The organism is Alteromonas sp. NFXS44 (assembly GCF_040148705.1).
Classification (GTDB): domain Bacteria; phylum Pseudomonadota; class Gammaproteobacteria; order Enterobacterales; family Alteromonadaceae; genus Alteromonas.
This window is the reverse complement of sequence record NZ_JAGDEA010000005.1, coordinates 648243-661116: the sequence shown is the minus strand read 5'-3', so window position 1 is coordinate 661116 and position 12874 is coordinate 648243. Positions and strand designations below refer to the sequence as shown.

Below are 12874 nucleotides of genomic sequence, written 5' to 3'. Positions count from 1 at the left end.
ATGAGTGATTGTTTTAGCCAGCTCAAGTGGCCGTATTGACTAATAACTAGTGCTATTTACATTCATTCGGATAGAAGACCGGATGTGATGCCTCGATTGAACTTTAGGCTAGAACCGACATGCACGGTTTGCTGAATACGCCGGTGTGAAGCACCTTTAAAATTGTTAAGGTTTAACTATGCTGAAGTTCAGGATCCCGGTTTTCTGTTTATGAAGCCGGCTTCTCATACGGATATGCCATCAACTAAAGCTCCTTTGAATTAACGCCGGTATATCAAAATGAAAGAAGCGCTTGAGTCAATTCTTCTTACAGTCAGCCAAAGTGAAGACATCGATAAGGGTGAACTCGCCGTCGCTTCCCAACTTATTATTCACTCTGTTTGTAAGGGCCTGAATATCGAACGTGCGGGGATCTGGCTTTACGACACAACTCAATCACATATTGAATGTGCATTGCTCATAGACAGGGGAGAAACACTCGATCAGGAAGCGATTGTATTAAGCAGAACGGACTTCCCTCACTATTTTGCTGCACTGGATTCAGAGCGGACCATTGCCGCTGATAATGCAATGACAGACCCTGCAACCTTCGAATTTGCTGAATGCTACCTGACTCCCTTGAATATTAACGCCATGCTCGATGTACCTATACGTCATCGTGGCAGTATGATTGGAATAATATGCTGCGAACATCGCGGAAACCCGGGACAGTGGGATCCCGATGAAATCGTGTTTGCTGCAGCACTGGCCGACTTATACGGCCGGGCAGTGAGTGCCAAGGAGCGGGCTGATTATGAGAATAAGCTCATTGAAGCTAATCAGACGCTGGAACAAAAAGTTAAGGATCGTACCGCAGAGCTTGAAGATACTCTGCGATCTCTGGAATCAGCACGGGAGAAACTGGTTCAGTCAGAAAAAATGGCAGCACTGGGGAATCTGGTGGCCGGCATTGCGCACGAAATTAATACACCACTTGGCATTGCGCTTACTTCTGTCAGTAACTGTAAGGAAGAACTTGCCGGGATTTATAAGGATTTTGAATCCGAGGAACTGTCGGAAGAAGGCTTCAGAGATTTTAATGATATATGCAACGAAGGACTCAATCTGGCTGAATCCAGCCTCTTCCGGGCTGCCGACCTCGTACAGGACTTCAAACGTACCTCTGCCGACCAGACATCCATGGACGTGGAACGTTTGTCTCTCGATGATTACATTCCCAGAGTATGCAATCCCCTGCGGCCTATGCTTAAAAAAGACAACATCCAACTTAAGCTGGATATTCACCCTGACACTACCATTATTACCAGTCCGGGTATTATTGCCCAGCTACTTACTAATTTACTTTCAAACGCACAACGACACGGATTTCACGGCTATAAAGATAACGGGGGCAATCTCATCACTGTGGGCTGCTATGGTGTGGATGACGGCGTCATCATCAGTGTCAGTGACAACGGCAAAGGCATTCCCGCCTCACTGCACAAAAAAGTGTTCGAGCCTTTCTACACCACTGCGCGGGATCAGGGCGGCACTGGTCTTGGTCTGAACATTTTATACAACCTTGTTATCCAAAAACTTCAGGGTGAAGTTGAACTCATCTCAGCACCTGACGAAGGCACCACATTCCGCCTGAAAATTCGCCCGGTGTCCGGTGAACTTGAGTCATAGATGACCATTTCGAATGAATATTACCGCTCCGGCACCATGAGCCACCTTCAGGCTGAGGCTGGCTTTTTAATAATTTGAAATTATCTGCCTGTTCACATTTGCGGTATCGCAGATTGTGAATTAAGTTTAAGTAACGCAAACTTTTTTAGTCGTATATGCCGTTATTTAAAAAGTCAGAGATTGCAGTCAAGAAATCTAAGCTCCCCCCCTGGAAAGTAGTCATTATTGACGATGAACGTGATGTGCATAAGGTCACGAAACTCACGCTGCAAAAATTTACCTTTGAGAACCGCAATCTCGAATTATTGTCGGCATACAGCGCTAAGGAAGGACTTGAACTCTTCAAAAATACGCCAGACATCGCGCTGGCTTTTGTCGACGTGGTCATGGAGACAGATGAAGCTGGTCTGAACCTTATCGACACCATTCGCAATACACTTAAGAACCGTACGACACGTTTAGTTTTACGCACCGGGCAGCCTGGTCAGGCACCGGAAGAAGAAGTGATCAGCCGCTATGATATCAACGATTACAAGTCGAAAACCGAACTGACCTCTTCAAAACTGAAATCCTGTGTGTACACGGCTATCCGCTCCTACCGTGATATCCAGACTATTGAGGAAGGTAAACGGGGCATCGAAGGCGTGTTACAGTCTTCATCTTCAATTCTGGAAAGCCAGTCGTTGGGGCAATTCGGCACAGCAGTGTTAAAACAAACCCTGACCCTGCTTAATCTGAATAACTCTGTACTGTATTTATCTGCCCAGCACACGGACTTGTACGGCCACACTAAAATGACCGTACTCGGTGCCAGCGGTGATCTGGTGGGATTGAGTAAAGAAGGCGTTTCAGCAGAGATCCCGGACGAAATTGCGGAGAAAGTGAAAGAAGTACTGGAGAAGAAATCTCATTTCCAATCTGAAGAGCTGTTCATCGGCTACTACCCCACGGGCAAAGACAGCCATAATATTCTGTATGTGGAACTAAGCGAGCCGCTGAATAAGTTTCAGTTGAAAACGCTGGAAATGTTTGCCTCAAATGTGTCCGTCATTTTCCAGAACCTGATGCACAAAGAAGATATTCAGCATACCCAGAAAGAGCTGATTATGGTGCTCAGTGACGCCATAGAAATGCGCAGTAAAGAAACCGGCGGCCATGTTAAGCGTGTCATGCTGATGTCAGAGTTTTTGGCTGAAAAACTGTTCATGAGTGACGAGTTTATTGAAACCATCCGCTATGCTTCTGCCCTCCATGATGTGGGTAAAATCAGTATTCCGGAAACTATTCTGCACAAGCCCGGTAAACTGACTCCGGATGAATGGGAAATCATGAAAACCCACGCTGCGAAAGGCTACGAATTACTGGCTGGCTCCGACAAAATTGTCGCGAAAATGGGCGCTATCATTGCCAAAACCCACCATGAACGTTGGGATGGTGAAGGCTATCCGGAAGGACTGGCCGGTGACGATATTCCTATTGAAGGACGTATCATGGCTATAGTTGATGTTGTCGATGCACTGTTATCAAAACGCTGCTACAAGCCGCCCTGGAGCGCAGAAGATGTCAAAGCTTACCTGACTGAAAATGCCGGTAAGCAATTCGACCCTATCATCACACATGTCATGCTGGAGCATTTTGACCAGATCCAGGAAATCCGCGCTCAGGCACCGGATGAGGAATAGCCTCAGACATTGCAGCTGAACAGGCAATTTGTCCTGTCATTCCTCATATTTGCTGTTCATTCCTGAACTACCGCCTTACTTACGATACTGCCCTGATATGACGGTGGAGTGCGGCAAAAGCTCATCATCGATATTTTGGGGAACAAACCCGAGTCCGGAAAGTAACTTGCTCATTTTTTCGGGGCTGTTTTCTGAAAAATCAGGGTTAGTCTTTGCCATAGGCTTACTTTTATTTGAAAACTGGATAGAAAAAAAGCCACCGTCTTTCATTAACGGCTTAATATTCTCCATATAGGATTGGATAATTGCGAAATCCAAATGAACGAAGGTTCCGAAGGTAAATAAGAAATCGACTGACTCATTTCTCACCCCCGCAATATCAGAACCATTTGTTTTAATAAAATTAAGATTACTGGCACCAGGAAAACGTTCCTTAGTGTAATCCAGCATTTCGTGGTTGAGATCTACGCAGTAGACCTCTTTGCAATCCAGGAAAAACTGGGTCCACCTGCCGCCACCGCAGCCGATTTCGAGAACACAGGTATCACTATTTAAAAAAGGTACTATATGCTTTTCTACAAGCTCAATAAGAAGCTTGTTCTCATGGGGGTTTCCCCACTGATCACCATAATTATCACCTGACAGTTGTCCCCGTGAAAACTCTTTTAAATTGCCAATCCAGGATTTGTTCCACTCTATATCAGGCATAGTTTTTCCCGCCAAATGCTGTTGTTATTTATCAATTTTTATCAGAATACTATAGCAGACAAAAGCTGATACGAAATGTGAATGTGCCAGCCAGGTTTTAAAGGCACAAAAAAGCCCTCATACGAGGGCTTTTATAATGCTTTGGATTTGATTAGTTAGTCAGGTCGTCGAAGAATTTCTTCACGCCGTCAAAGAAACCTTTTTCCTTCGGTCGGTGCTTCGCAGAATCGCCGCCCATGGAGTCGTCCAGTTCCTGCAGCAATTCTTTTTGTCTTGCAGACAGGTTAACCGGGGTCTCAACCACTACCTTACACATCAGGTCGCCGGTTACGCCGCTTCTTACCGACTTCACGCCTTTTCCGCGCAGACGGAACATACGGCCGGTTTGGGTTTCCGGGCTCACTTTCAGCTTCACTTTACCGTCAAGGGTCGGTACTTGCAGCTCGCCGCCCAGGGCAGCGGTTGTGAAACTCAGTGGTACTTCGCAGTACAGGTTATTGCCGTCACGCTGGAAGATATCATGCACGCGCACATGAACCTGAACATACAGATCACCTGCCGGTGCACCGTTCTCTCCTGCTTCGCCTTCGCCGGTTAAGCGGATGCGGTCACCGGTATCAACGCCCGCCGGAATTTTAACCGACAAGGTTTTTGTTTTTTCTTTGCGACCATGACCATGACAGGCATTACAAGGGTCGGAAATAATTTTGCCCCGCCCGGAACACGTTGGACAGGTTTGCTGAACAGCAAAGAAACCCTGACGCATTTGTACCTGACCATTACCATGACAGGTTGGACACGTAGTTGGCGAAGTGCCTTTTTTCGCACCGGAGCCGTGACAAACATCACACTCTACCAGTGTAGGTACGCGAATTTCGACATCCTTCCCTCGTACCGCTTCTTCCAGCGATAACTCCAGGTTGTAACGTAAATCAGCTCCCTGACGGGCACGGGACTGACGTCCACCGCGGCCACCACCAAAGATATCACCGAATACATCACCGAAGATGTCACCAAAGTCTGCGCCACCGCCGAAGCCTGCACCACCACGATTCGGATCCACACCGGCATGACCGTACTGATCATACGCAGCGCGTTTCTGCGAATCGGTCAGAACCTCATAGGCTTCCTGGATTTCCTTAAATTTTTCTTCCAGTGCTTTATCGCCCTGTGTGCGATCGGGGTGATATTTCATGGCCAGCTTTTTATACGCTTTCTTAATATCGCGTTCGCCAGCACTTTTATCTACACCCAGCACTTCGTAGTAGTCACGTTTCGACATATCGCTTACTTTTCCTACTCGTTACATCAAGCACCCGGTTCAAGTTGTCTTAAACCACACACTTTTAAATCATCCGGCACTGAGCCGGTCTTTACACGACAAAGGCGCAACAAGAACTTCCTGCTGCGCCCGGCTTGTACAGCACTCCGGCACAAAGTACCGGAGACACACTGACTACAGCTTATTTTTTGTCGTCTTTCACTTCTTCGAATTCAGCGTCAACAACGTCGTCTTCCGCTTTCTTACCGGAAGATTGCTGTTCAGCACCGGCATCTGCACCGCCCGCTGCACCGGCTTGCGCCTGAGCTGCTTCCATCAGTTTAGAAGACGCCTGGATAAGCTCCTGCGTTTTCGCTTCGATATCAGCTTTGTCTTCGCCTTTAGTGGCGGTTTCCAGCGCTGAAATAGCGGCTTCAATTGGTGCTTTGTCGTCGGCACTTAATGCATCGCCAACTTCATCAAGCTGCTTACGGGTAGCGTGAATCATACCGTCAGCCTGGTTACGGGCCTGAATCAGTTCTTCGAACTTCGCATCAGACTCTTTGTTTGCTTCCGCATCAGCAACCATTTTTTCGATTTCATCATCGCTCAGACCAGAAGATGCTTTGATGGTGATCTTCTGCTCTTTACCAGTATCTTTGTCTTTCGCAGACACATGCAGAATACCGTCAGCATCGAGGTCGAAAGTTACTTCGATTTGCGGAGTGCCGCGTGACGCAGGACGGATACCTTCAAGGTTGAACTGACCTAACGACTTGTTACCGGCAGCTTGCTTACGCTCACCTTGCAGTACGTGTACTGTTACCGCAGACTGGTTATCTTCCGCCGTTGAGAAGGTTTGCGATTTCTTAGTAGGAATCGTAGTGTTCTTCTCAATCAGTGACGTCATTACGCCACCCATGGTTTCAATACCCAGAGACAGAGGCGTTACGTCAAGCAGCAGTACGTCTTTCACGTCACCGGACAATACACCGCCCTGGATTGCCGCACCAACAGCAACTGCTTCGTCAGGGTTCACGTCTTTACGTGGCTCTTTACCGAAGAAATCAGTTACGTACTTCTGAACCAGAGGCATACGCGTCTGACCACCCACCAGAATGATGTCCTGAATGTCAGAAACAGACAGATCAGCATCTTCCAGCGCCTGTTTAACCGGCTTCAGTGAATCCTTCACCATGTCTTCAACCAGAGATTCCAGTTTCGCACGGGTCAGTTTAATCGCTAAGTGCTTAGGACCTGTCGCATCAGCAGTGATGTATGGCAGGTTAACTTCTGTTTGCTGTGAAGAAGACAGTTCAATTTTCGCTTTTTCACCGGCTTCTTTCAGACGTTGCATGGCCAGCGGATCTTTACGCAGGTCAATGCCCTGATCTTTCTTGAATTCGTCTACCAGGTAAGTAATTACGCGGTTATCGAAGTCTTCACCACCTAAGTGAGTATCACCGTTGGTTGCCAGAACTTCGAAGGTGTGCTCGCCGTCAACTTCATCGATTTCGATGATAGAGATATCGAACGTACCACCACCTAAGTCGTAAACCGCAACGACGTTATCGCCTTTCTTCTTGTCCATGCCGTAAGCAAGGGCAGCAGCAGTCGGCTCGTTGATAATACGTTTTACTTCCAGACCAGCGATACGGCCGGCGTCTTTAGTCGCCTGACGCTGAGAGTCGTTGAAGTATGCAGGCACTGTGATAACAGCACCGGTTACTTCTTCGCCCAAGAAGTCTTCAGCCGTCTTCTTCATTTTCTTCAGCACTTCAGCTGAAATCTGAGGAGGCGCCATTTTTTCGCCTTTGGTCTCAACCCATGCATCACCATTGTCAGCTTTAACAATTTTGTAAGGCATGATGTCAATATCGCGCTGTACTTCTTTATCTTCGAAGCGGCGACCGATCAGACGCTTGATAGCGAATAAAGTATTAGTCGGGTTGGTTACTGCCTGACGCTTCGCAGACTGACCTACCAGCGTCTCACCATCGTTTGTGTAAGCGATGATTGAGGGGGTTGTGCGATCGCCTTCGGCGTTTTCAATTACGCGAGGTTTGTCGCCGTCTAGAACTGCGACACATGAATTCGTTGTACCTAAGTCGATACCAATGATTTTACCCATTACGTGTCTCCAAAATAAGAATCTTTAATTTCTGCATTATTAGTGGGGTTATTCCCGCACCATTTCAATAGTCGCCAGAAAAAATCTGTCGCTTTTGGCTTCCGCCCCGGTTAAGCCTGCGTATCAACGCCACCTTCAGGTGCACGGGACACCATCACCATGGCCGGACGAAGCAGGCGACCGTTAATTTGATACCCTTTCTGCATCACGGCCATTACGGTGTTCGGCGCATGCTCTGCACTTTCCTGCATAGACATCGCCTGATGCAGTTCCGGGTTAAAACCTTCACCCTGCGGATCAATAGGTGTTAAACCGAATTTTTCAATTGTGCTGACGAATGATTTCAGCGTCATATCCACGCCTTCAAGTAATGGCTTAACCGCATCGTTTTCACCGTCACCGGCCTGGATAGCACGTTCCAGATTATCAAGTACCGGAAGCAGTTCACCGGCAAACCGCTCTAACGCGAATTTACGGGCTTTTTCTACTTCAGCTTCAGCACGACGGCGGGCATTTTCCATATCGGCACGGGCACGTAATACGCTGTCCTGTTGTTCTTTAATCTGCGCCTGAGCGTCAGATAAAGCCGTTTCCAGTTCGTAAACTTTTTGCTCGTGCTCAGAAACCGGTTGCGCCTCTGCAGCGTCTTCGTTAACTACTTCACCCTGAATCACTTCTGCGTCTTCAGGCTGTTTTTGATCCTGCACGTCGCGATCTTTGCTCATGCTATCCTCCCAACAATACTCATCTGCGGTGAATTTTTGCTTAGCAGCCTGCACAGGAAAGTCCGTGCCACAGGCTGCGTGAATGCGTTCAGTGGGGCTATTAATGGGGTTACTTACCCACCCTTCAAGGGTATCCATGAAAAATTTGTGGCTAAACCGCGATTTTTTTGTGATTTGCTTGCCGACGGGTTTGCTGTAGAGTTTGTTAACTAATTGTTTTCATCTCTTTCTGGTCATGTTTAGTATCTGGACTGTCGGCGTTATTACCGTGATTTATCTCACGTTTTTGTTTCTTGTTGCCTTCTGGGGAGACAAGCGTTTGCGCGACAATCAGCAGCATCCGGTGCTGTACAGTTTAGGGTTAGGCATTCACTGCACTTCCTGGGCATTTTTCGGCACAACCACTCAGGCGTCACAATTTGGCTGGGCACTGGTACCGACGTATGCCGGGATCATTGCCGGTATGGCTTTTCTTTTTCCGGTGCTGATAAAAATTTCCCGTTATTGCCAGAAAAATAATGTGACCTCACTGGCAGACTTCTTCGCCCTGCGCTTCAGGCATTCACATTTTCTGGCTGCCTCAGTCACCGTATTGTGTTTTACCGGCGTTATCCCGTACATTGCACTTCAACTCGATGCCATTTCGGCCAGCATCCGCCTGATTGCTTATGATGCGGAACAGGGAACCAACACGGTTGGCTTGTATGTCGCCGGACTCATGGCTCTGTTTGCCATTTTGTTCGGTACACGCACACTAAACCTTACCGATAAACATCCCGGGCTGGTGCTGACCATTGCCGTAGAATCGGTGGTGAAACTGGTGGGGCTTTCCATCGTCGGTATTTTTGTCTGCTATGGCCTGTTCAGCGGGCCTTTTGACTTAATCGCTCAGGCTGCCAGTCACCCCGTTGCCAGAGAAGTGCTGTACGCAGACAGCGCACCGCTTGTGTATGCCAGTCACGTCCTGCTGGGAGTTTGCTCACTCTTTGTATTGCCCAGACAATTTCATATGAATTTTGTTGAGTGTAACGGTGAAGGAGAAATGCGCACCGCACGCTGGCTGTTTCCTCTCTACCTGCTTGGCATGACGACGTTTATTCTGCCGGTTGCACTGGCCGGGCACGTGTTACTGGACACCTCAGTGGTAAAAACAGACGCCTTTGTACTGGCATTACCATTACAGGCCGGCAATGCCGGTGTGGCGCTGGCCGCGCTTATAGGTGGTCTGTCAGCCACCACCAGTATGATTATCGTGGCAACCCTTGCCCTCGGCATCATGATTTCCAACAACCTTATCACGCCTTTATGGCTGAAAATCCGCCTCAAAGACGACCCACATAACACCATGACGCCGTCGACCCTGCTGACAGTACGACGTTTAACCGTGCTGGTTGTGCTGTCAGTGGCGTACTGGTATCACGTGAACGTCAGTCAGTCTGCACCACTGGTGAAAAGTGGTGTGATTGCTATCGCGTTACTCGGACAACTGCTGCCGGCAATGTTGTTAAGTCTGTACTGGAAAAAGACATCAAAGACAGCCGTCATTATTGCCATTTTCACCGGCTTTTGTTGCTGGTGCGCCTGGCTGCTCTACCCTTCTATTCTGTCGAGCTATTACTTTGAAAGTCCGCCGACTGAACTGGAGCTGGGCCGGAGTTTTATCATCAGCCTGTTTATTAACCTGGTCACCCTCGCAGGATTGTCTCTGCTTTTTAGTCAGGGCAGCGCCAGGTCTGTTCAGGCACCGGATACAGGCGATATCGTCAGCGACAGTCATCCTGATCTGGCAATCAGATTAAGAGATCTGTTCCTGCTTACCGGCCGGGTACTGGAGCCATCGGTGCACCGCACGCTTAAAAGTCAGTTGTCCCATTCTTCTGCATATGCAGAAGGGTTTGCCAGTGCTGGCCTGTTGTCACGGGTAGAAAAATTACTGGCTGCTCAGATGGGCACACCGGGTGCCCGTATTCTGCTTTCAGCCATTGCGCAAAAGCGCGGCGGCGAACTCAGTGACATCGTAGAATGGGTAGAAGAAGCTTCCCAGTCATTCCAGTTTAATCACGACATATTGCAGTCTTCGGTACAAAATATACAGCAAGGGATAAGCGTACTGGATCAGGATCTTTCCCTGCTGGCCTGGAACGACCGCTATACAGAGTTGTTTGGCTATCCACCGGGATTCCTGAAGGCTGGTATGCCGATCCAGTCCTTACTGCAGTACAACGCTGAGCGCGGCCTGCTGGGCAACCTTCCGGATGTTGAAACAGAAATAAGCAAACGTGTTGCTTACATGGAAAACGGCAGCAGTTACCAGTATATCCGCAAGCAACCCGACGGGCGGGTAATAGAGCTTAACGGCAGCCCGTTGCCACATGGCGGCTACGTAACTACCTACAGCGACATCACGGCCTATATACGCATTCAGGATGAACTGCGGTCAGCAAAAGAAGATCTTGAGGTTCGCGTAACACAACGTACGGCTCAGCTTGAACAGGCGAAGCAGGAAGCCGACCGGGCCAGCGAAAGTAAAACCCGCTTTCTGGCAGCAGCAGGTCACGATCTGATGCAACCTTTCAATGCTGCCACTCTGTTTGCCGGCATGTTGTCGCAGAAAACCGAAGGTACCGGACTGGCAAGTCTGTCACAGGGACTGGTGACATCACTGAACAGTGCCGAATCATTGCTCTCTACTTTGCTGGATATGACCAAACTTGAGTCCGGAGTATTAGTCCCGCAAGTCACCGAATTTGCCCTCGACGACATGCTGTCACCGTTGGTGGATGAGTTTAAGGTTATTGCAGAACAAAAAGCGCTGTCACTCCGTTATATTCCCTCTGCGCTGGTTGTGCGTTCAGACAAAAAACTGCTCCGGCGTATTATCCAGAATCTGATTTCAAACGCGATCCGGTACACCCCGGAAGGCAAAGTGCTGATTGGCGTCCGGCGACGGTCAGACAATCAGATTCAAATCAGGGTTTACGACACCGGAACCGGGATCCCTGCGGGTCAGCAAAAAGCTATTTTTAATGAATTTCATCAACTGGAACATTTACCCGGTAATCAGGGGCTGGGTCTGGGGCTGACCATCGTTGAACGGATCAGCCAGCTTCTCGGTCATCCTGTTGCGCTGGAATCGGAAGTGGGTAAAGGAACGGTATTTACAGTGACGTTACCCCGTGGCGTAAGGGCACTGCAGAAAAGTAGTAATATGCTTGCAGCAGATATCAATCCAAACATGGCAAATACGGCAAACTGGCTGGCTGAAAAACACATTTTAGTGCTGGAAAACGATGACCAGATCATGACTGCGATGAAAACCCTGCTCACCGGTTGGGGCGCGACTGTCACCGGCAGTCAGTCATTGCAACAGGCCAGAGCCGTTTGTCCTCAGGCGCCGGATGTGATGCTGGTTGATTTTCACCTGGATTACGGCGAAAAAGGCACAACATCGGCCGTTGCGTTAAAAGACTTCTGGCAAAAAAATGTACCCGGTATTCTCAATACAGCAAACCGGGAAGACGGTGTGAGAGACGAAGCGGCTGCAGCGGGTTTGCGCTATTTACCTAAGCCGGTAAAACCCGCCACATTAAAGCGCATGCTGAAAAAGCTTATCGTCACAGACGGATAAACCACAGTCAGCCCGGGGTAAACATTCAGCCCCTGCCTTCCAGCTCACGGCGGACAATCGCCGCACCGTCACTGAGGGCTTTAAGCTTTCCGCCCGCCACGGACCGTGGCAACGGCGTCATTCCGCAATTCGTAGACGGATACAATTTATCTGCATCCACAAAAGTCAGCGCTTTTCTTAACGTGTCAGCCACCTCTTCCGGCGTTTCGATACGGCTTGTTGCCACATCAATGGCACCGGCCATCACCTTTTTGCCGCGGATAAGTTCAATCAAATCCATGGGCACTTTTGAGTTCAGGCATTCCAGAGAAATAATGTCGATAGAAGAGCGCTGGAGTTGCGGAAAGATTTCCTCGTACTGACGCCACTCACTACCCAGCGTTTTCTTCCAGTCTGTATTGGCTTTAATGCCGTAGCCGTAACAAATATGCACAGCGGTTTCACATTTAAGGCCCGCAGCAGCTTGTTCCAGCGCGGCAATGCCCCAGTCATTTACTTCATCAAAGAACACATTGAATGCCGGCTCATCGAACTGAATGATGTCTACCCCTGCAGCTTCCAGCGCTTTCGCCTCTTTGTTGAGAATGGTCGCAAAGGCCATCGCCAGTTTTTCACGACTCTGATAGTGGGCATCAAATAAGGTATCCACCATGGTCAAGGGACCGGGCAAGGCCCACTTTATTGGCTGAGATGTGTGTTCACGCAAAAAAGCTGCATCATCGGCGAACACAGGCCCTTTTGCACTCACTTCCCCTTTTACCACAGGTACACTGGCGTCATAGCGATTGCGGATTTTTACCGTTCGTTTGTTCTCAAAATCCACCCCGTCTAAATGCTCGATAAAAGTGGTAACAAAATGCTGACGGGTTTGCTCACCATCGCTGACAATATCAATTCCGGCGTGCAACTGATCCTGCAACGTGACCAGTAAGGCGTCGTGTTTAGCTTCAGCCAGAGTATCTCCCTGTACCTTCCAGTCAGACCACAATTTTTCAGGTTCAGCCAGCCATGCAGGTTTCGGTAAACTGCCGGCAGTAGACGTGGGTAAAAGTGTTTTTATCGTCATGATGT

8 protein-coding genes are annotated in these 12874 nt (G+C 48.7%); 3 read left to right on the top strand and 5 right to left on the bottom strand.

Features of this window, described 5'->3' with window-relative positions; translation table 11 throughout:
* Positions 1–279: 279 nt before the first annotated feature.
* Together J3369_RS08220 and J3369_RS08215 are read left to right on the top strand one after the other, a co-directional pair.
* Positions 280–1668: a GAF domain-containing sensor histidine kinase gene (locus J3369_RS08220; protein WP_349585679.1), complete on the top strand. Its 1389-nt coding sequence runs from the start codon at positions 280–282 to the stop codon at positions 1666–1668.
* Positions 1669–1823: 155 nt separating this feature from the next.
* Positions 1824–3350 (top strand): DUF3369 domain-containing protein, encoded by a 1527-nt coding sequence (locus tag J3369_RS08215; protein ID WP_349585677.1) that lies wholly within the window; start codon positions 1824–1826, stop codon positions 3348–3350.
* A 75-nt stretch (positions 3351–3425) separates the two neighbouring features.
* On the opposite strand, the gene J3369_RS08210 is transcribed toward J3369_RS08215, so the two are convergent.
* The 4 genes from J3369_RS08210 to grpE all read right to left on the bottom strand — a co-directional run bounded on the left by J3369_RS08210 (position 3426) and on the right by grpE (position 8175).
* The gene (locus J3369_RS08210; protein WP_349585675.1) at positions 3426–4058 is read right to left on the bottom strand and encodes a class I SAM-dependent methyltransferase; all 633 of its coding nucleotides are present in this window, start codon (positions 4056–4058) and stop codon (positions 3426–3428) included.
* A 151-nt stretch (positions 4059–4209) separates the two neighbouring features.
* Positions 4210–5340: a molecular chaperone DnaJ gene (gene dnaJ, locus J3369_RS08205; protein ID WP_349585673.1), complete on the bottom strand. Its 1131-nt coding sequence runs from the start codon at positions 5338–5340 to the stop codon at positions 4210–4212.
* 181 nt (positions 5341–5521) lie between these two features.
* Positions 5522–7450 (bottom strand): molecular chaperone DnaK, encoded by a 1929-nt coding sequence (gene dnaK / locus J3369_RS08200; protein WP_349585671.1) that lies wholly within the window; start codon positions 7448–7450, stop codon positions 5522–5524.
* Positions 7451–7560: 110 nt separating this feature from the next.
* Complete coding sequence (gene grpE, locus J3369_RS08195) at positions 7561–8175, bottom strand: nucleotide exchange factor GrpE (protein ID WP_349585669.1); 615 nt, start codon at positions 8173–8175, stop codon at positions 7561–7563.
* A gap of 235 nt (positions 8176–8410) precedes the next feature.
* Here grpE and J3369_RS08190 point away from each other — a divergent pair, with 235 nt between their 5' ends.
* Complete coding sequence (locus tag J3369_RS08190) at positions 8411–11803, top strand: PAS-domain containing protein (protein WP_349585667.1); 3393 nt, start codon at positions 8411–8413, stop codon at positions 11801–11803.
* Between the two features lie 25 nt (positions 11804–11828).
* Here the strand turns inward: J3369_RS08190 and J3369_RS08185 are convergent, their stop codons facing one another.
* Positions 11829–12869 (bottom strand): methionine synthase, encoded by a 1041-nt coding sequence (locus J3369_RS08185; protein ID WP_502877422.1) that lies wholly within the window; start codon positions 12867–12869, stop codon positions 11829–11831.
* Between the last annotated feature and the right edge of the window lie 5 nt (positions 12870–12874).